This is a genomic window from Halomonas sp. 111, assembly GCF_052379685.1.
Taxonomy (GTDB): domain Bacteria; phylum Pseudomonadota; class Gammaproteobacteria; order Pseudomonadales; family Halomonadaceae; genus Vreelandella; species Vreelandella citrativorans.
In genome coordinates, this window is record NZ_JBQSYV010000009.1 from 119,243 (window position 1) to 138,020 (window position 18,778).

Below are 18,778 nucleotides of genomic sequence, written 5' to 3' on the forward strand. Positions count from 1 at the left end.
TCCTTGGCTAAAATATAGTGATGATACGTTATAAACAGAGCTACTCCCGTGCGTGCTCAGTACCTTAATAGGGGCTCGAACGTAGTTGCGTCATAAAAAAACTGTTCACAATAATTTCTACTTGTAGGTCGGGCACTATGTAAGGTTGTGGCATTTTAGCCAATCGCGTAGGATAGAGGAGTGATGGTTTAAAAACCTCTCTTAGGTTTGCTCAGGATGGGCTAACCGAAGTCGTAACGAAAAAGGCTGGCGCCGTTAAGGCGCCAGCCTTTTTTTATATAATCTTGGTCAGTAATTTATTTGAGTTTGCAGGAAATTTCGGTATTTCACGGGTTTTGCCTTTAAGGGCCTTTTCCCTGCCGTGGTCCTAGGACAGCAGGCACGTAAACTATGTCTCAATACGATATAGCCAAGGCACTAATACGTGAATTCAATTAGCAGTTTAGAGAATCAGCTCAATTACACCGCCAGTCATCGCGTAATATTAATCAATGCCGACGATTATCATCGTCCGAAAGAACTCGCTTACCTTAATGTTGAGCAGGATATCATCATCATCGCTGGCGATCTTAGCCGCTTACATCGCTGGAGCGGGTTGCATTACCCCAAGTCTGATATTTTCCGGTTTGTCGTAAGGGGGTGTGACATGACCACGCCAATGGCCCTAGCGGCCCAAGGGCTGGCATTGGTTGCTAAACTTCCCCGGATCGCGACGATGCCCTGGCTAGTTCTCAGCAAAGAATGTGGTGCGGTATTGGAGACCTTGAAGATCAATGGTATCCGTCACTGCAAAGCTTGTTTGCTAGATCAGTCCGGTGGAAATGTAGAGCCATACAAAAATGTCGCTACGGTTAGGACTGGCCCGTCTCAGGTTACTCCACTTTCGTCCTCGAAACCTAGCAAGATAATCACACAAACGAAAAGCGACAAGCTAATGGGTGGTGGCGGTGCCGAAAGCCGTAGGGCTTTCAAGTACTCTTACCCTGAAGCGCTAACAGACATTGGGGAAGTCCTGAGCAGGCTCATAGTGCAAAGTGGGGGCGGCTATCCTATTACGTTTCAAAAATTAAACAAGTTGATCGATCAACAAGCCAGCTCACTGCCAGATAGCGTACTCACAGCGGTCCAGGAGCAACGCCAGCGCTACAACACTGTTGGACCAGCCATGCGATTGTTAGCAAAGCAACATGGCTTCATCACCGGAGACGTACAGGTAGTTGGTGTCCCGGATGCATAGAGACACACTTTAAGGCAAATCGAACACTTATACAGGTATATTATACCGATATCATCATTAGGGCTAAAAAGTGGCCAACTTATGAAAAGAGTCATCAGCGGGCAACGAGCCAGTTATCAGCCTGATATGGCCGGCACCGTAATGCTGGATTATTCGATTTACTTTGACGACATTCTGAAGGAAACCATCGACGTTTGTGTGCTTTTTTCTCCAGAAGGACATGAAGGTACCAAAATATGGGGGGCGTTCCAGTGGTGGCTTAAGGACTTCGACAGTCGCTGGTTGGCTAAATTCTGGGACCAGTTCCTGTGTAACGAAGTCTTCAGACGGCAGGTCAAACGGTTTTATGGAATCAAGTCTCCTAAATCCCGTGCCAGCTACGAGCTGTTGATATCCGAACAGTTGGATCGGGCCGCTTTGATGATGAAAGCTCAAGGGTTCCCACCCCTGAGATACCTGATAGGCGGAGCTTCAAGCAGCACAGTCATTTATGCGGAATCCCTACCCAAAGAGGTGCTAAAGGCATCTTATGATGCATCGTTCGACGTGCATAAAGACCGAGTTGCGGCCGGCATTTTCCAATGTCAGCCGATCGCAAACCTCAAAGCAGGTGAGGAGCTGGCCCGTCTTATGGATGACTGGTGTGCCGGGAGACTCCAGCCGGGCTGTAGTTACTCTGGCTGGCGCCAGGAGATACGTTCGATGTCTTTAGTGCCAAGTGATATTAAGATAGCGGAGGTTAGTCGTGTAGAACAGGTGCAGCGGATCATAGATCAAAGCAATAATGGCACCATAAGCTATGCAGGGCTTTCTCGGTTGCGTTCTGGCAGGGACCAATACTCGACCGCCGATACAGAGTCCATGTTATCAATGCTCGCGCTGAAAGAGAAAACCGAAGTTATGGCGGCTTTCAATGAAATCGACCAGCGCAAAATTTTACGGTGGATGTGCCGCGGATTGCCTGAGGGGTTGGCTATTCAGAAGGTTCTCATCGACAACCATGCGACCGAGAATCAAAGACTGCGTTCTAAAGCGGCTGCAGCAGCTAAAGAGCATGAGGATAGTTAGAGAAATAGCTACGAAATTTGAGCGACTGACTGGGTGTGAAAGGAGCAAGTTATGGAGGCTGAAGGTTGTGGCACAAATGAGCCGGTGGACTATTTTTATCAAGGCCGTGAAGCGTTCCAGAAGGGGAAAGGCAAGTGTGATATGCCACAAACCCTCACTCATGATGAGCAACACTACTGGTTAGCTGGGTTTCGTAATGCTGAGCATCTGGCAGAGAATCCATTCCTTCCCGTGGAGGAATACCATCGGATCGCGGAATTAGCGTATAGCGCGGGCAGGTCTGACCGGCAAAATGGCACTGTGCGCAACAATCCATTTGACGCTGACCGGGAGCCAGAGCAAAACGGTATATGGGCATCAGTCTATTTCGATGGGTTTGGCAGTGGTTACGAAGATTTCAAAGTGCTAGGTCGTCCCAGGAAAGTCATTGATGTGCAGTAGCTTGAATGGTGTATCGCGGCTATATCTAAAATTACGCAACTTAATAACCTCCGGTCCTCCGGAGGTTTTTTTTGTGCTTTCACAGCTTATGTCAGTTGAAATGAGGCGCTCTCGCTCACTCATCGGTGGAGAGCTCTTCTGGCTCGGACATGAACGTACCACCGTCCTTATACCGGAAGACACGGATCGATGGCAGAAAAGGCTCAGCCTCCAGCTTGACATCGTTCCTGACCGATCGAACCCTTTCTTTTCTCGGCTGGGGTGGCGGCTGGTTATGACTAGGTAAGTCGCCAGTGCTGGAAGGGATAAATAATGGAAGAGGCAAGTTCATTGCCCGGCGCAGGCGGCCATCCGGTAAAGGGGCTGCGTAGAATATGTTGGCTCGCATAGAGGGAGTGTGATCCTGGACAATTGCCAATGGCTCTCCCGATGGTATTGTTGCCAGCGCTGAGAGCTGCTGCTGAATATGCGCAGCCTCTGTATTGAACGAACAAAGCTTCTCTTCACACTCTTGAACAGTGGTGCGTACGATAGAGCGACCACTAGTGTACCAGGCCAAACGCACCCGGCTTGCCGCTTGTTCCAAGGTAGGTAAATGCCGCCACGTTTGTTTAAGGTGTAGCCGAACGAGGCCGGAGCGCCGTAGGTGCTCATTCAAGTAGGGATAACGGGTTTGGCGCTGAGCAAGCTCATATTTCATGACACTGATACGGGAAGGTAAGCGTGCCTTAATTTCGGCCATGGTGTCGAAGAAGTCATCCTTGGCAGCGTTGGCGGTTATCACTGCCGCCATCAATTCTGGTTGTGCAGCAATGAGGCCTACATAGATTCGTGTAGATCGGCCGTCCTGATCATCCTCGTACCAGAAGTCGAAAAGGGCCTGCGCCAGCCAGTCGGCATCGGGCGTGGGGTGATGCAATGCCCATGCCTGGCCACTTGTGGTCCTGTACGCTTCTATGACCGCCGCGATTGCGTGGACCACATTGTCGAAGGCGTGCTCACTCTCTTTAATCAAGCGATACTCAAGGTCCATGGCTTAATCCTCCTGATCTATGTCACTGCGCATCCTATACAACGTACGCTGGGTGTTGCGAAGCTCGGTTGTAAGAGCATTCAACTGGCCCGTCTGTTCGGCATGCCGCTGCTGCATATCCTTGAGCTCATGGTCGAGTGTAGTATACGCCTCTTGGCTCTCGATAAGCTGCCGCTCGTATCCTTCCGAAATCGCCTCGGCTTTAGCGATTGCTTTGTTTGCTGCGTCAAGCTGTGTACCCATCGTTGCCAGCTCTTCTTTTTGGAAGGCCTTTTGTTGCTCAATGTCCGTAATGCGTTGCAGCTGCAGCGCACTATCTTCACGAGCTTTGTTCAAATCGTCCTTAATAGCTTCGATAGTTTTCAGCGCAGTGTCGCGCTGATCGGCCTTCTCTGTGCACCGGTTTTCGAGACGGTCAATGTCACGATGAAGGTGCGTGATAGTGCCCTTAAGGTCGGCACAAGTCTCCTTAAGAAGCTCATTGTTGGCCTGGTGGATTCGGGCTTCGGCCTGGGCAGATGCCAACTCTTCCTTCAGTCTTTTATTGTGAGCCTCAGAAGTATCAAGCGCTTCGCTACGAGCTTCGAGATCGGCACGAAGTCTTTCGTTTTGGGTGTGAGCTTCATCGAGTAACTCTTCGCCTTCCCGTTTTTGAGCCAGCGCCTTATCAAGTTCCTGTCGGGTGGAGACGAGGCGGTCCCTGTAATCTTCCTCTTTTCTACGGGCTGTCGTTACTTGTGCTTCAAGGTAATTCGTGTGTTCCTTCTGAGCTTCAGCGGTGGCGATGGCGCGATCAGTTTGCTTGTGCAAAGTCTCACGATCACGAACCAGTTCAGATTTTTCAGCCTCAAGACAATTATTCGCTTCTGATTGGGCAAGCTGCCAAAGCCTGGCGGCGAATGGAAAAATGAGATCCGACACCAATGATGATAGAGAGCTGGGAAGGTCGCCTCTGGTTTCTATAGGGTGTAGTTCTTGATTTTTTTTCCACTCCTCCAGCATTGCCTGAATAGTTGTGTAGGAACCTCGGCCGAGGACAGTGCGCACGGACGCGGCTGAAACAGTTTTATTATCCGCGACCAATTGATTAGCGGCATTGTAAACCTCTTGCTCAGTGATGGTCGCGCGGCTCATATCAGTACGTTCCTTTAGTTTTGAAAGATGGTGTAACTACCGTATTATTGATAATACGAGTTTGGCATATAAGGGCATGTCTCGCCACCTTCTTTTCTAAGAAAGTGTGCCTGGAGGTAATAAACCCCATAAGGGCGCCGTATTGGCGGGGCTGTCATATTTGCCGCTGCTATGATCCAGCAATTAATTTTGGGGAAGGAATCATCGATGAAGGGATGGTTGAAAGCGGTTCTCGCCTTAACCGTAGCTGGCAGCATGACGGGCTGTGCGAGCAAACACCCACTTGGCATGGACGAAACCGAGTGGAATAGCCTGACGTTTGAAGAGCAGATAGAGGCGAATCAGCGTCAGGTGGCACTAGACGCTGCAGATCGATATCAACGTGATAATCGTCGGCGAGAGCTTGCTCGCTTGAAGATAGCCAGTTCTTCAGAGCCCAAGTTTGGTCACATGGCGTACATCCATACGGACTACTTCTACAGCGACAATAACCAGGCAGATTGCCTAATACAGGGAGAGGTGCGTAATAGTTTCGCCTGGCAGAAAGCTTACCCAGTCCATTTTGTCGTTCGAAATGGATTCCCACAGGTCATTAACATTGAAGCTTGGGACGGTGGCTTTTCGCGTCGCGCAGTTGTGGCCTTCGACACTATAGGCGTGCAGCTCTGTGAATCGCATGACGACTTGGGTCCAGCCAGCAATCGTTGTCTGGAGGCTGAGCGTTCTAGCAAGTGGCTGGAGGGGGGCGAAATTGTTGCCGGCGAGGCCTATGGTCTGTTTCGTGGTACCGCACAATGCCACATCTATCAAGATGTTTGGAAGCCTAATCAGGGCACTGGAATATTCTAACCTGGCCATGGCCTATCCGTTGTCCCTCCACTGACCAAGGGGCAAGGCCGGAAGCGACAGTCCGCGTATACAATCCGAGAGACAACATGCAATCCAATATTCTGAGAACGGCCAACTCACTTGTCGTTATTACTTTTTTCGCTAGCGCCAGCCCATTGATGGCTGATGTTCGTATTGGCACCTGGAATTTAAAAAATCTAGGCTGGGATAACGACAAGGATATCGCCACGGTAGCCGAAATAGCCAACTCGTTTGACCTGGTGGCCGTGCAGGAGATTATGAGTGAGGAGGCAGCCGCACATCTACACCAAGAGCTTGAGCAGATCAGTGATTCATCATGGGGATACATGGTCTCGCGGCTTATAGGGCGGGGTAGCTACCAGGAGGCTTATGGTTACTTTTATCGAGAGGATGCCATCACTTATGAAGATGGCGCCGTGGTGTTTCTTGACTCCAGCGATGTCTTCGCACGCGAGCCATTCTCAGCCAGGTTTCGAACCCTAGAGGACGATAACATCTATGCGATCGGGAACATACACGTACTCTATGGCGACGGTGTCAGTGATCGACTTCCGGAAATAGACGCACTTTCAGATTATTGGCAGTGGATGGGTGAGATCTACCCCGAAACGCCGAGGATACTGTTAGGCGATTTCAACCTCGATAGTCGGCACCCAGCATTTCAGGAGTTATACGCCCAGGGCGCAACTGCGGCAGTACGTGATGGTGATGGGACTACCATATCCAGCATTAATGGTCGTTACGCCAATCACTACGATCACATCATGGTAGAGGAGGGCGCATTCAGTTATGACAGTGGAGTTTTCCGCTTTCCGGCCGTCCTTGGCATGCCACATGAGCAAGCAAGAAAGACAATCTCTGATCACGTCCCTGTATGGGTGTCGATTCATACTGCTACGGATGCAACCGTCACTGATCGACGTAGCCCGCGAGCTCCTCAGCCCCAGGTCAGACAGTATCGAGGCACAACTGCAGTCGATGCTGGCGCCACCAAGGGTAGCGATGACTGCATCGACTTGAACCAGAGCTCAGCGGAGCAATTGGTCAAGCTTCCTCATATTGGAGTAGCTCGATCCCAGGACATAATTGGTGGGCGCCCATGGAATAACACGAGCGCCCTGACTGCAGTCAAAGGGTTGGGTAATAGCAGAGTAGCCGATATTGCGAACAGCGAACTGCTATGTGATGCGTAATAAGGTGGTTCTGGAATGACGTAGCACGTTACAGCAGTTTTGCGCTGGCAGGGTTCATTTTTTTGGCTAAACTTACAATGGACGTCGCTGGTGCCGGATGTTGAAGGTAGATCGGAGCTGAGCGACTCGAATACAACTGCGTTATGCAGTCCAAGGCTGCCGTCGAGTGAGCCAGGCGGTGCGGCCAAGATGAACATGCCATATTGGCGTTAAAACCTATGAGGAAGGCAACAATGCAGCACGATGAAGAAGAGTACCAAAAACGTAAGGCAGCCTTTATGGAAGCCTCCCTCGCAACTATTAGTGCGGCATATGATCGTGGGCACTACGAGGGGTACGGGAAGGGTATGAATGATGGTAAAGCTGTCGGTTTTGTAGCCGGCGTCCAAAGCACCCAAGCGGCTCTGTCCGAAGGGCTTCGGCTTGGTTCTTCAGAATGCGGTAAGGCCCTGAATGGTATCAAAAAACTGGGCATCGATCGCGACTTTAGTGAATAGCTCTACCTGAACGGCCATCTAGGCACTCTCAGCCTGACTAAAGCCCCGTGGCACATGGCCACGGGGCTTTTTTATGCGGATAGGTGAGGGTAATTGGAATAGCCATTCCTAATAACAGGAATATCTGTTCACGAAAGCGACACCAGCTAGTAATGCCTATTCTCGCCGGGCGGGTTTGTTTTAATTCAAAGAGAGAATAATCTTCTGGTCAGATATAAACACGGCCAGAATCACTCAATCACAGTAGTCCGCATGAACCAAGCGCGATGACGACCAGGGCTGCTACGATAGAAAGCGGTTTTATGATCATACAACCTGAGCTTCATCCCTCGACGGCAGTGCAAACGCCTGGTTGAAAATTTCGGCCGCATCGTCCCGGTATCCAGCGGTGTCATCGAAGAGGTAAGCTTCCGTCGTCGCAATGCTGGAATGACCTAATAACTTCTGAATGGCTCGGAGCTGCAAGCCAGCTTCCAGAAGGGTGGTTGCGTAGGTTCTACGATAGTCGTGAGGTGCTATCTCTATGTGCTGACTGCCCAGCTGCTGCGAGAGGCGTTGGTTCACCTCTTTGCAGATCGCCTCCAAACGTTTATTCACCATGGCCACCGACAGGGGGCGGCTAAGGTTTTTCGGCCGGCTGCCGTTGCGCCAAATCGCTGAAAATAGGTAGCCAGGATCTCGACCGCGATAGTTATCGAGGTGTTGGATAAGTCGCTGCCATGTACCGTCGGAAAGCTTGAGCGTCCGGTCCTTATTTCCTTTGCCGGTGACGTGGACATCACGGGTGGCCATATCGATGTCCTTGAGCTGGATACCGCAAGCTTCGGCCCGACGAAAACCACAGGTGGCCAGCATGGAAAACATCAGGCCGTCTCTAACCCCCATAGCAGAGTTTAAGCTATCGCAGTAGCTCAAGATTGCCTCCAGCACAAAGCGGGGGTGCGCCTTGCCACGGCTAGATTTCTGTGACTTGGCCAGCTTCACCGATTTGATGCGCTCCAGCTCTTCGCGCTCCATGGCACCGAGCATGACGGCTTCTTGGGCAACACCACGGAGCAAAGCGCGATAAGCGTTTCTCGATGCGGCGCTCAGCTGATAGTCAGGGTGGTCACGGAGAAATTCCAGCACCAATTGAGCCAGGTTCCCGGTCAGATCTTCCCAATGTACAAAATCAATGCAGTGAAGCTGCTGGGGATACACCTTACGCTTATCTGGTTTTTCCTCGCCCGGTGGTACGTATCGAGGAGGCTTCGGCACGCCAAAAAAGTGCTGCGCTATCCGGTTAAGCTGGCTACGCTTATTATCACGCGACACTTTAGATTCTTGCGCCTGGATATGTCGCCACGCAGGATTACGGTTTCGCGGTATCGGTACCTGAGATATCCGAATGGGAATGGCGTCGTGAGTAATGACGGCATGATCGCTGGCGCCAGCAATAACCGCCGTTCCCGGAACGCCGGCATTATACTGAGTTGCAGTTGTAACGATTGAGGAGCTCATTAATAGCTAGCCCTATATGTCTTTTTCAAGCACATCAAGATCCGTACCGCATGCGGGACAGAGATCCAGTCATCGTCGTTGCAGCTGGAAGGATGCCGTTCAGAATGATCGTCCATCTTGCGAAACCTCAAAGTATCTATTAGGAGTATTATATATAATTTGAAAGCTTCAGCAACGGGGACTCCCCCCTTAAATGTCCACGCAAAGTACTTAATTTCCACATAAAGCGCTTAAGCTGGCATAAATGCATGCCGCAAGGCCCTAGGTATTCAATTTCGACGTCACTCATATTTTGTATTATTAACGATAATCGCAGTATATTCAGACACTTACCTTAAGAAACGTCAATTAATAGGTCGCCAGATTTAAAATCTGGGAAAAAATGCTGGCATTGCCCCTGCTTCTGGGCAGAAATAGGTGTCTTATGAAGTGCGTTTTCAAGCTAAATCTAGGCGTTGCCATGGTTCGGCTACCCTTTGGGGTCAAGCTCAATCCGGATTTGTTTTTTCCGAGGCGCCGGCTCAAGCTCTGGGTTGCTCTTTGCTTGGGTCATTTCTCGCCAAGCCTCTTCTTGAGCCTCACGCTGCAATGTTTTTTGGCGCGCAGTGACAGGTTTAATGTTGGCCTCAAAGCATGTCGCAAGGACCTTTGAGCCAGGCTTAATAATCATTATCAAGTAAAGATGGCTACCAGGTTGCTTCCACAATTCAACGGGATCGTTAGGACCGTACTGTTTGGCTTTATGGGCCATTACAGAGTCAGGGAAATCCATTTTCTTGAAATCCTCGCGCTGAAGGAATTTCATCAAACTCCGGCGAGGCGACTTTATAAAATCGGCATTTCTTTCTTTATACCTTTCGACAGCATGTGGTGTTATCCGCACCTTACCAAATGTAGGGAATTCAAAAAGAACGTTACCAGAGTGATTATATTCATCGAACTCTAAACGTGTTTCAGCTCCCCGAAGAGCTACATCTAACAGCGGACTAGATGGGTCAACAGGAAGGAAGGTGGCACCTGGTAAATCGTCGATGAGATAACGCGCGAACGGCAGAATATGTTGACTAATTCGCCCGCATTGGCCGTACTCAAAGACCTCCTTTTCATTTGCCTGAAGTGTAAATCCCTCCCCGGATAGGGGTAAGCGATCAAAAACTTGAACAACAAACATTAAGTGACGTATAGCCACGCATTCAGCAATGGCGCGGTAGCTGGCCATTGGTTGTGGGAAATCGACAACGATAGTTCCGCCATTTTTAGAGCCAGTAGACCAAGCAAGTCGAACTGACTCCAAAGTAGATTCGAGAATCCAGGTATTGAGAAACATCATGGTGTAATCCTCTTCTAATTCTGAGAGCAGTAAGGTGTAACCACATAACTGCCCTGCTTATGTATTAAAGAATTTAATAATTTATAATTCTAACACTAATTGCATTAGCAACTAATTTAATGTCGGGTATTCATCTATAATAGACACGACTTCATGCTTTCGTTTACGATTAGCCTGTAAATTCATATTAGTGAGTATCCAATGTCCCTTATAGAAAAATATCTGTCGAAAGAAGAGCAACTAAAGAATTTGCGTGCCGAACTTGAGTCACTCGCTAATGATCCGAGGTTCCAACATGAAATGGAATTCAAAAATAAGCTCGAAGCGCTTATGAACGAGTATGATAAAACCCCGCGCGATATCATCGTTCTATTGCACCCAGAATACTATAATTCAGGCGATTTTAAGAATAAAGCTTCACTTGGTGCAAAACGTAAGCTCCAGATCTACAGAAACCCCAATACTGGCGAAATAATTGAGACGCGCAGCGGCAATCATAAAGGTCTTCGCGCTTGGAAGGAAAAATATGGCGAGGAAATGGTAAAAAGCTGGTTAGTCGAGGCTGCTTGAGTGTAGGAACTGCCCGCCAAAGGCTACTCGGCTCAATGCGCTAACGATCGCGGCCACCGAGCCAAGACCAAAAAAAACCTCCCAAACGCTAAGCGCTGGGAGGTTTTTTATGTGCAGTTAAGCGTATCGCCTTACTGATTGTTGCTTCAAAAATCGTAGGTCGGGAAACCCCAGAACCCCCTGACTTTTGAGAACATCGTTCCAATCGACGCTTTTGTGGCCTTTTGGAATTGGTATTGACGGTTCAAATACAATCACACGGTAGCCTTTGGCTTCCAGTTTTTCTTTCAAAGCGGCAGCGGCAGTCATTCCAGCTTTTGAAACATCCTTATCAGCCCAGATACAGAAGGTATGAACCTCATCAGCAATATCATTGGGTACTTCGTAGCCTTCCATCAGAGATGTGTTGGCCAGGCTGTAAAGCCCCATGCCTGTTGCCGAAAGAACGGACCATCCCGTTTCCTTGCCTTCACAAACGCCAACAATGCCACCAGTGGGCTCGCTGAGCTTGATAGAGCAACCATTGACCGGTAGGTCACTAGGCGGCACCATCATCTTACGAGGCGAGTCAACCGGAGCTTTGGCGCCAGCATCGGTAAGATAGGTGCGGTGAACAGTTACCAGTTCCCCCTGAGCGTTACGAAGCGCGCCCAAAATGGCCGGAAACTCCCCTAGGCACACCCATTTAGATACCTCTTCGCCATCTTTCTCGACGAGAGTTTCTTCGTAGTAGCTCAATCCAGGATGAAAACGCAGGTTATCCATGTGAAAGTGCTTAGGATTAAGGCGAAGCCTTATTCCCCGATCGTTTTTTAGGTAGCGAAGGAAAGCGACTGCCTCTGGCGAACAGAGCGAAATGCCCTCCTCCCAAACTTTCAGGATTTTGCTTTTAGCGCGCTCAGGTGAAAGAGCTTTGCTGCTCGACATGCGGTTTTGCAGACGTTCAGCCCACTTGGGCACGGCTGGAATAACAATGCTCGGCTTCACAGTGCGTTTCTTACGACTCGTACGAGGCTCTACTTGAAGAAACTCACCTACGGCCGTAAGAGCTTCAGTAAAGTCCCAGCCATTGGCCCATTGGAGCACTTCAAGTCCATCACCGAATGCACCACAGCAATTACAGATCGCAGAACCACGCTCGTTCAGTGTATCTCTGAAGAAGCGGAAGCGGGTCTTACCTCCATTTACAGGACATGGAACTTGCTTGCCTGGTCGTTCAAGAGCGTCCTTGAAATTATCAGGTAAAAGCGTTCCTAGTACGGTTGGCCAACGACCACGAACCACTGGTTTGACGTCTTCAGCGCGGTAGTATTGGTTATCATCTAACATTTCGGTTCTCCAGAGCATGATGGGTATGGGACTTCCCTTAGCCCAGCAATGCATAGCCGGGTTAAGAGAAGCCCCATAGCCCACGGCAAAGAGAACGCGCCCCTAGCGGGAGACGTTCCCTGCCAGGGTGGGTATAAGTAGCAAAAAGCCAACAAAGCAATACGCCTAAACGATTGCTAAGTAGGTATTTGCATAGAGAATGCGACGGATGTCGCTAGAAAATACTGATTAGTTTACAAGGCCAGTGCTACCTTGATTACTCTATCATCGGATAGAGAATGGAGTAAGAGTGGCATTTCCGCTACAGCTTGTAAAGCGATAAGGAGTGTTTTTAGTGGTAGGCCATGGAATAGATATCGGTATAATTTATCAGTATAACCTGAGTGTGGCTTGTACTACTTGGCATAAAAAAAGGGGCCACACAAACGTGTGCCCCCTTTGGATTTTTACGCGATCATGCCGCGCTTCGTTCTAGTTCTTGAGTGTTCTCTTGGTAGATCTTGTTGATGGCCGTGATCATACCTTCGAACGTAATTTGCCCAGAATTGAACAAGTCCCTGATGCTTTGGGCTTCAGTTCCCAAGCGCCAGCTAACAGTGTCACTCAAGGCCTCCAATGCACCGGGGGCCCTAACAGTATACCCTTCGAAAATGGCCTCCCTGAGGGCCCTCTGCGGATCGGGGTATGTTGAGTGGCCACTAAAGCCTTTCGGGTCAAAGTATTGAATGCGATACTGCCCCACCGCGCTAGGGTCAGGAAGGATGGCAATATAGCGTTCACTAAGGGGTGATTTTAGCTGTACCCCTATTGGTTCTTGACTCAATTTATTATAAAGCTCTTTGCGTTCAACGATACGCTGATAAGCAGCTGTATTGGGGTTCATAGAGGAAAGCATAGATATCTCCTAAAGTTAGCAGCCAGCTACCAAAAGGTAGCTATCCGCTTGGATGAACGAATGTTAATGTTCGCAGTAAGATAATGGCTATTACCTAACGTAAAGCCATGTCGTTTATTCTGAGTCGGGCTTTCTTAATAGCCCTAATAGCGACAGCGTTTACATCCTTATTAAGGTCCATCCTAGTTAGCGTGTTAATACTAGAAGGTCTCGGAACATAACAATTGATGTGTTCAGCGACGCCTATAACCTTAGCTTGATTCCAGACGTCAGTGACCTCGGCTTTCAGTGTGAAAAGCTCGCCATTACCAAACGCCTGTTCCTCAAGATGGAGTTGAGAATAGCCACGGACCCTTTCAGAGGTTTCTTGCCAATCAACTGGTACGGCAAATACTCTTACCAAATAATTCTGGGTTTCAAAGGACCAAAGAATTTTACTATCCGTTCTGCCGACATAGGACCTGATCAACTGCTTAATCTCATCCTGTAGCGTCTTTTGAACAAACTCTACATCTTTGATCAGCCAGCCAAGATAAGAGTTTACTAGCTCAATGCTTGATTTAATCCGCATCAACTCCAAAGCTGTAGGTACTTTATTACTCTTACCTAGAGCCAGTGAGTTCAAATCGTCTATCGGATTAAACTCATGAATGACATCTACATGTGGAATACCGTAGTTGTCTTCGATATAGAGTACAGAAGCATTGAGCTTGCTCTTAGGAAAGACATCCGTCAAAAGGTCGTTCATAAGGTTCACTTTGAACTGGTCTCTTAACTGTCCATATTTACCTTCACCACTAGGGTTATGTCGAAGGAAACGTTCACACACGACCGAGCTTAACTCTTCTATGCTTCCTCGTAGTCCAATAAACACTTCGTCATCTTTGACGATAAGCACTGCGTTTATATTCGGATAACCATAGAAGGTAAGCCGTCGCGTCAAGTAGAGCTCTAATAAAGACATGGTAAAGACCTATTCGTTATCAACGGTTCGAATTAACAGCCTTCTCGCGTACGATTGATCAATTGCAACCTGAATTGACTCAAGCATTGCAATAAGCCTCTCATCGAGTTCAGCGGGTGAATTGCTTTCTAAGCAGTAACCGCTGATGGCAGACAGTACATTCCGCCCTTCACTCATGTAGTTACCCTGGAATATGAATTGCCCATCACCAGAATACTGCAGGTAGAAGTGAGCGGTTTTAGGTCCGACGGCCGTATCGAACTCACGTGTGGCCAATAGACCTGTAAGGCTCTGTTCTTTAGGACTAGCTGGTAACCAGCCTTGTCGTTCTAGTGTGCTAGTGAAACACTGGGGGGAAAGTGCTGTGTTCATGGTAGGGTCTCATAGTAGACGAGCTCACCTACCCATGGGCAGATGAGCCCAGGAGGGTTGGAAAATACTGATTGGTTTGCGTGGCCAGTGCTACCACGATTGCTCACGAGGTGAGAATGCCTACACTATACCCCGGCCGGGCGGTCATGAACAGTTCGAAGCTACCCCTTCTCTGTGGGTGTTGAACAAAGCATCCGTACAGGATTCTGGCCTGCTTATTTTTTTAGCCGCAAGCGTATGTATTTTTCAGAGGTCCAGAATAGACATTGCCGTCGATTATATCAGCGGTGATACCAGGCCAAAAAAAACCCCGCCAAGCGGGGTTGCTTTTGGGATCGACACGCTTTAAGCGGCCATGATGTTGCCAATACGAGAAGCGAAAAGCCGAGACATACGGGCTTCGCGTTCCAAGGCATCGGCATGAGCTTGAAGCCAGGCTACATGCGCTGTCTTCTCACGTAGATCGGAATAGAAGGGTTTCTCATCCTTGAGCCGACGATTAAAGGCATATTCGAACTCGGTCAGGAATTGGCTGATCCTGTAGCTGTTCAGCCCCCCTACTGGTTTCTCTGGGAGATCATAGCACCAGTCCTTCCCCCCTTCTGTATAGCAAATACGAACAACATGAGGCTCGGGCTCCATGGAGCATTGTTCGAGCGGTTGCATGCTTTGAAGCGTGGTAAGTGAAATTTGCATAGAGTAAGTCCTTGAAGATTTACCTAAGCCGCTACTCCAAAGGAATAGCTGGCCCTGGTGTAATGAGCTATCGCTCAATGGAAAGCTACGCTTGTGCGTAGCGAAGTAAGGTCAGTACTAAAGAGCATTGGCCATTTTGCGTATCAACCGCTCCATCAAGTCACGCTCCGCAGTACGTACATCATCGTGTGGGCCAGCCATACTTTTGAGTACGCCATCTTGAGGAAGGATGCCGGTGTTCCATAAGTCAATCAGCTCTCTGCAAGCCGATTTCTCAGTGGCGGACAGCCCAGCTTCAATTTCCGGTGTCGGGCTAACAGGCACAGTCGATGACGCCTCAGATACTGTTCCGGTAACCCATTGCGTACTAGTAGGCTCAAGGCCTTCCATCAGGGCTCCCAGCTCGTCTTCAGTTTCACGAAAGGTCAAGTTAACTGCCTCGGAGTGCTCAAGCTCGATAACGCGCTTGAATACTCGAACCTCGGTTACTTCGACGCTCATTTTCATCATCATAGACATGGTTTTTCTCCAGGTAAGGATAGACACAAGGAGACAGCCCAAAGGCAGCCCTTGTGTGAGATAAGGCGCTAAGCGCCAGGTGTGGGTTAGAGTGAGTCTATGCCGCGAGGGTATAAACTCCGGTTTCAACGCGCTCGAAATAGCGCTCATCTTGCAAGCATTGGCGAACCTTAGCTTGCCAATGCTGGTTGCCCCGCATGGCTGCATAAGGGCCCATAAACATGGAGATTCCTATTTACACGCACAGCTAACAGCCAGAGCCGAACGGCCCAGCCTGATATCAATGCGAGAGGGTTTAAACAGCAACAGCTGATTTCAAGAGAGCCGATAGCCATATCCACTAAAGGCAGCTTTCGTGTTTCATTAAGTGCTAGGCACTAGGTGGGATTTGTAACGATACTTGATGTTACTGTGATGTTTCCAAAGTATCAGCGAGTCGAAGCCCCGTCAGTTGGTAGACATCTGTCCAGTCTTCATCACAATCCAGGCACATTACCCTTTGCGTGGCTTCACCAGTGTTAATGGTTATGTCCCGCCCTTCCAGTAAGTCGCTCCCACAATGGGGACAATGCGTGCCATTGCTCGCTACGTAATTTGCTTGGGACGTTATTGAAAGCATGGTCTTTACCTTTTTTACACGCACAAAAACAGCCATAGCCAAAACGGCACGGGACTGATATCGATGCGACATGGAGGAAGTGAACAGCAAGGTTGCTGTCGAGTATAGAGAGCCAAAATACAGTGCCACAGTATTGGGCAGCTGCGCGGCATAGGGAGAGAATGCTGGTTGGTTTACGTGGCCAGCGCTACCACGATTGCTCACGAAATGTGAGAATACGTTCAATATACAACGCATTATGTTTCAAGGCCAGACTGCTGGATTGCACGCATAAAAAAGCCACCCATAATGGTGGCTTAATTTGTGATAAAGGCTTTCAGGTCTTATCGAGGCCCATTAACCCGACTACGCTAACGTCAGGATGCTGGCTATCAAACCATTGCCAAACGGACTCACGGTGTGTTCCCGCGGGGAAATGGCGCCAAGGGTTTTCCAGAAAGTCATCCGTATCAACGGGTGCCTCTCCAAAATGTTCCCATAATAGCGTCAGCTCTTCTCGGGTGAGTAGGTTAGAATCTTCACGGTTTTCAAACCTCAGTTCGCTTGGAGATACAGCGAACCAATAGCAGTCCCAGTCCAGATATACGTAGGATTCGGGTCGAAAATTCGGGTCTATTTCCGGGACAAACCCGATTATCTTCTGGCCCGGAAATTCCACACCATAATCGTTTGTCACTGACACGATATCACCACGTATAAATTCACATTTAACGGGTGAAAAATTCGCGACCTCTTTTTCGATAAAAAGGGCCTTTTTTCTTTCTCTTATAGTTTCATGAAACATATCGACTCCAGATACACACGCAGACTTGTCCCCTATTACCGGGAAAGTACTGATGGTGTTATATGCGGTAACCACACCCACGTCCGCTAATCCTATTGCCTAGGGCGATAGAGTTTCCGATCCGCTTCGGGGTGAGTGAGTAGTGGCTCAATAAAAGCCATTGAATGGTTTATCTCCCAATAACGCTGGGAGAAAACTCAGCTAGCTGGCGCCAGCAGTGAAAACAGTTGAAGTGAGTTCAGAGCAGCATGCCTAATTGGCCATTCGCACCTGTAATCACGTCATCAACGATCAGACTGGACTGATGACTTTGGGCATCTTCATAGGGAAGATCATTTCCAAGAGTCATAGTCGCGATATGCCCATCTTCTTTACGATAGTAAAGATGGCCATAAGCCCCGAGTGTTACTGGGTGCCCTTTGTAGCTTTTCCAGACATCCGATTGGTCCTGGTGTGGCAAGACCACAGCATCTTCGCTTTTGGCTTCCATAAGCGAAATCGGAAACTCCGGGAGCCCTTTCACCAGGATGACCAGCTTTGAGCAAACCCATTCGTGACCACGGACCCGCACAACTAAGCCGGTATGGTCACCCCTTTCCTGATCATTGCGCTCATAAGCGCTCATGAGCTGTTCATGATCGTGGACACGACCTTGGTACTGCTCACGGGGAGTTAATTCCCATGCGAGCAATTCTGAAGAGGCTGCCTCAGTATAGAGCCGATAATAGATGGCAAAGCTAGTAAACAATCGCCCTTGATATCTGGCTGAAAAGACACTCGGCACCGGCTTTTTGGATTCACTGACCAACATGGCTGAATAGATGTCAGTCAGTGATTCCCACTGGGGCGCGGGGACGATTAAGCGTTCACTGGATGATTTCATGGTTTATTCCTGTTAATGAGCCCACCTCACCCGAATGGGAGAGGTGGGCGCGGATTGAAGGCCATTTGGCCTTTGGGGACAGAGCGCTTCTTGTTAGAGGCGCCCTCGATAAGCGTTTAAGAAGAGATTATCGCTTCAGGCCAAAGTTACCGGCCAATTCCGAAAGCTTGATTTCTTCTGTGAGCCAAATAGATTCAGGGCCAACATGCTTTTCGTAGCCTACGAATTTGACAGTCTCCGTTGCGATACAAATCTCCAGTCGACCAGCCTCTGGGCGAAATGAAGACTCTGTATCGCTATCAGGTAGAGAGCTCAAGTCGACCGTATCATCGAGCAGGTTGAGAAACTTATTGGGCGAGTCATACAAAGTCAGAGAGGCCACTTTGTTCTCCTTCCCCACCTTATGAAGCTCGCTCCAACGATGGTAATCCTGAACACTGATAGCTACCGAGACATGTGTCACGTCAGCACAGTACTCGCCCTCAAATATCACGGGCAAAATAACGTTTTTCGTGCTGGACTCTTTGTCCTGCTTAGCGAACAGATCGCGCCATGCCGCTATGCGCGCATCTAACTCGCTTGAGTAGTCTTCGGACCCGCATGAATCAGTCTCAAAATACCAAGCAGGACCATATCCTTCATGGGGTCGACGATCATCGCCGGGGTGATGAAAGGTTACTTGGTACCCTTCCGGTTCCGGGACTTCAATTCCGACGTACACGAAGGTCTGCGGTCGAGGTTCGGCATGTCCATTCGTCTCAGCCAAATCCCAGGCAGCACAATAGGCTTCCGAGGCGTTTGGCCAATCCGAATGAATATCGAGCAACGGAGTAATGACGAACCA

Annotated in this window: 19 protein-coding genes; 7 read left to right on the forward strand and 12 right to left on the reverse strand. The window is 49.1% G+C overall.

Annotated elements, in window-relative coordinates; translation table 11 throughout:
- The first annotated feature begins 424 nt into the window (after positions 1-424).
- From ACT3T7_RS08795 to ACT3T7_RS08805, 3 genes are all read left to right on the forward strand, one after another.
- On the forward strand, positions 425-1,237 hold the full coding sequence (locus tag ACT3T7_RS08795; protein WP_444630757.1) for a hypothetical protein: 813 nt from the start codon (positions 425-427) through the stop codon (positions 1,235-1,237).
- Between the two features lie 81 nt (positions 1,238-1,318).
- A complete protein-coding gene (locus tag ACT3T7_RS08800) occupies positions 1,319-2,305 on the forward strand; it encodes a hypothetical protein (protein WP_444630758.1) in 987 nt (328 codons plus the stop codon).
- Between the two features lie 51 nt (positions 2,306-2,356).
- Complete coding sequence (locus tag ACT3T7_RS08805) at positions 2,357-2,746, forward strand: hypothetical protein (RefSeq protein WP_444630759.1); 390 nt, start codon at positions 2,357-2,359, stop codon at positions 2,744-2,746.
- Between the two features lie 115 nt (positions 2,747-2,861).
- Here the strand turns inward: ACT3T7_RS08805 and ACT3T7_RS08810 are convergent, their stop codons facing one another.
- Positions 2,862-3,779 (reverse strand): DNA replication terminus site-binding protein, encoded by a 918-nt coding sequence (locus ACT3T7_RS08810; RefSeq protein WP_444630760.1) that lies wholly within the window; start codon positions 3,777-3,779, stop codon positions 2,862-2,864.
- Between the two features lie 3 nt (positions 3,780-3,782).
- Complete coding sequence (locus tag ACT3T7_RS08815) at positions 3,783-4,913, reverse strand: DNA-binding protein (protein ID WP_444630761.1); 1,131 nt, start codon at positions 4,911-4,913, stop codon at positions 3,783-3,785.
- A gap of 207 nt (positions 4,914-5,120) precedes the next feature.
- Here ACT3T7_RS08815 and ACT3T7_RS08820 point away from each other — a divergent pair, with 207 nt between their 5' ends.
- From ACT3T7_RS08820 to ACT3T7_RS08830, 3 genes are all read left to right on the forward strand, one after another.
- On the forward strand, positions 5,121-5,762 hold the full coding sequence (locus ACT3T7_RS08820; RefSeq protein ID WP_444630762.1) for a hypothetical protein: 642 nt from the start codon (positions 5,121-5,123) through the stop codon (positions 5,760-5,762).
- 86 nt (positions 5,763-5,848) lie between these two features.
- The gene (locus ACT3T7_RS08825; RefSeq protein ID WP_444630763.1) at positions 5,849-6,976 is read left to right on the forward strand and encodes an endonuclease/exonuclease/phosphatase family protein; all 1,128 of its coding nucleotides are present in this window, start codon (positions 5,849-5,851) and stop codon (positions 6,974-6,976) included.
- 233 nt (positions 6,977-7,209) lie between these two features.
- Complete coding sequence (locus ACT3T7_RS08830; RefSeq protein ID WP_444630764.1) at positions 7,210-7,473, forward strand: hypothetical protein; 264 nt, start codon at positions 7,210-7,212, stop codon at positions 7,471-7,473.
- Between the two features lie 306 nt (positions 7,474-7,779).
- Here ACT3T7_RS08830 and ACT3T7_RS08835 read toward each other — a convergent pair whose 3' ends face one another.
- The gene (locus tag ACT3T7_RS08835) at positions 7,780-8,973 is read right to left on the reverse strand and encodes a tyrosine-type recombinase/integrase (RefSeq protein WP_444630765.1); all 1,194 of its coding nucleotides are present in this window, start codon (positions 8,971-8,973) and stop codon (positions 7,780-7,782) included.
- Positions 8,974-9,442: 469 nt separating this feature from the next.
- Complete coding sequence (locus tag ACT3T7_RS08840; protein ID WP_444630766.1) at positions 9,443-10,303, reverse strand: hypothetical protein; 861 nt, start codon at positions 10,301-10,303, stop codon at positions 9,443-9,445.
- A 201-nt stretch (positions 10,304-10,504) separates the two neighbouring features.
- Between ACT3T7_RS08840 and ACT3T7_RS08845 the strand changes: the two genes are divergently transcribed.
- On the forward strand, positions 10,505-10,873 hold the full coding sequence (locus tag ACT3T7_RS08845; RefSeq protein ID WP_444630767.1) for a histone-like nucleoid-structuring protein, MvaT/MvaU family: 369 nt from the start codon (positions 10,505-10,507) through the stop codon (positions 10,871-10,873).
- Between the two features lie 117 nt (positions 10,874-10,990).
- Here the strand turns inward: ACT3T7_RS08845 and ACT3T7_RS08850 are convergent, their stop codons facing one another.
- From ACT3T7_RS08850 to ACT3T7_RS08885, 8 genes are all read right to left on the reverse strand, one after another.
- Positions 10,991-12,202, reverse strand: coding sequence for a DUF7146 domain-containing protein (locus ACT3T7_RS08850; RefSeq protein WP_444630768.1), 1,212 nt, complete (start codon positions 12,200-12,202; stop codon positions 10,991-10,993).
- A 454-nt stretch (positions 12,203-12,656) separates the two neighbouring features.
- The gene (locus ACT3T7_RS08855; RefSeq protein ID WP_444630769.1) at positions 12,657-13,097 is read right to left on the reverse strand and encodes a hypothetical protein; all 441 of its coding nucleotides are present in this window, start codon (positions 13,095-13,097) and stop codon (positions 12,657-12,659) included.
- Positions 13,098-13,191: 94 nt separating this feature from the next.
- Positions 13,192-14,061 carry a hypothetical protein gene (locus tag ACT3T7_RS08860; protein WP_444630770.1) on the reverse strand — a complete coding sequence of 290 codons (870 nt, stop codon included), beginning with the start codon at positions 14,059-14,061 and terminating at the stop codon, positions 13,192-13,194.
- Positions 14,062-14,778: 717 nt separating this feature from the next.
- Positions 14,779-15,129 (reverse strand): hypothetical protein, encoded by a 351-nt coding sequence (locus ACT3T7_RS08865; protein ID WP_444630771.1) that lies wholly within the window; start codon positions 15,127-15,129, stop codon positions 14,779-14,781.
- Positions 15,130-15,246: 117 nt separating this feature from the next.
- A complete protein-coding gene (locus tag ACT3T7_RS08870) occupies positions 15,247-15,648 on the reverse strand; it encodes a hypothetical protein (RefSeq protein WP_444630772.1) in 402 nt (133 codons plus the stop codon).
- A 935-nt stretch (positions 15,649-16,583) separates the two neighbouring features.
- Entirely contained in the window at positions 16,584-16,949 is a 366-nt protein-coding gene (locus ACT3T7_RS08875) for a hypothetical protein (RefSeq protein WP_444630773.1), read from the reverse strand.
- A 340-nt stretch (positions 16,950-17,289) separates the two neighbouring features.
- Complete coding sequence (locus tag ACT3T7_RS08880) at positions 17,290-17,934, reverse strand: hypothetical protein (RefSeq protein ID WP_444630774.1); 645 nt, start codon at positions 17,932-17,934, stop codon at positions 17,290-17,292.
- Between the two features lie 127 nt (positions 17,935-18,061).
- Positions 18,062-18,760: a hypothetical protein gene (locus ACT3T7_RS08885; RefSeq protein ID WP_444630775.1), complete on the reverse strand. Its 699-nt coding sequence runs from the start codon at positions 18,758-18,760 to the stop codon at positions 18,062-18,064.
- Positions 18,761-18,778 lie beyond the last annotated feature (18 nt).

Excerpts from the sequence above, each read along its gene's own strand:
- ACT3T7_RS08865 (WP_444630771.1), bottom strand. The coding sequence starts at position 15,129 with ATGCAAATTTCACTTACCACGCTTCAAAGCATGCAACCGCTCGAACAA.
- ACT3T7_RS08840 (WP_444630766.1), bottom strand. The coding sequence starts at position 10,303 with ATGATGTTTCTCAATACCTGGATTCTCGAATCTACTTTGGAGTCAGTT.
- ACT3T7_RS08810 (WP_444630760.1), bottom strand. The coding sequence starts at position 3,779 with ATGGACCTTGAGTATCGCTTGATTAAAGAGAGTGAGCACGCCTTCGAC.
- ACT3T7_RS08870 (WP_444630772.1), bottom strand. The coding sequence starts at position 15,648 with ATGTCTATGATGATGAAAATGAGCGTCGAAGTAACCGAGGTTCGAGTA.
- ACT3T7_RS08800 (WP_444630758.1), top strand. The coding sequence starts at position 1,319 with ATGAAAAGAGTCATCAGCGGGCAACGAGCCAGTTATCAGCCTGATATG.
- ACT3T7_RS08860 (WP_444630770.1), bottom strand. The coding sequence starts at position 14,061 with ATGTCTTTATTAGAGCTCTACTTGACGCGACGGCTTACCTTCTATGGT.
- ACT3T7_RS08845 (WP_444630767.1), top strand. The coding sequence starts at position 10,505 with ATGTCCCTTATAGAAAAATATCTGTCGAAAGAAGAGCAACTAAAGAAT.
- ACT3T7_RS08850 (WP_444630768.1), bottom strand. The coding sequence starts at position 12,202 with ATGTTAGATGATAACCAATACTACCGCGCTGAAGACGTCAAACCAGTG.
- ACT3T7_RS08805 (WP_444630759.1), top strand. The coding sequence starts at position 2,357 with ATGGAGGCTGAAGGTTGTGGCACAAATGAGCCGGTGGACTATTTTTAT.
- ACT3T7_RS08880 (WP_444630774.1), bottom strand. The coding sequence starts at position 17,934 with ATGAAATCATCCAGTGAACGCTTAATCGTCCCCGCGCCCCAGTGGGAA.
- ACT3T7_RS08820 (WP_444630762.1), top strand. The coding sequence starts at position 5,121 with ATGAAGGGATGGTTGAAAGCGGTTCTCGCCTTAACCGTAGCTGGCAGC.
- ACT3T7_RS08855 (WP_444630769.1), bottom strand. The coding sequence starts at position 13,097 with ATGCTTTCCTCTATGAACCCCAATACAGCTGCTTATCAGCGTATCGTT.
- ACT3T7_RS08815 (WP_444630761.1), bottom strand. The coding sequence starts at position 4,913 with ATGAGCCGCGCGACCATCACTGAGCAAGAGGTTTACAATGCCGCTAAT.
- ACT3T7_RS08835 (WP_444630765.1), bottom strand. The coding sequence starts at position 8,973 with ATGAGCTCCTCAATCGTTACAACTGCAACTCAGTATAATGCCGGCGTT.
- ACT3T7_RS08825 (WP_444630763.1), top strand. The coding sequence starts at position 5,849 with ATGCAATCCAATATTCTGAGAACGGCCAACTCACTTGTCGTTATTACT.
- ACT3T7_RS08830 (WP_444630764.1), top strand. The coding sequence starts at position 7,210 with ATGCAGCACGATGAAGAAGAGTACCAAAAACGTAAGGCAGCCTTTATG.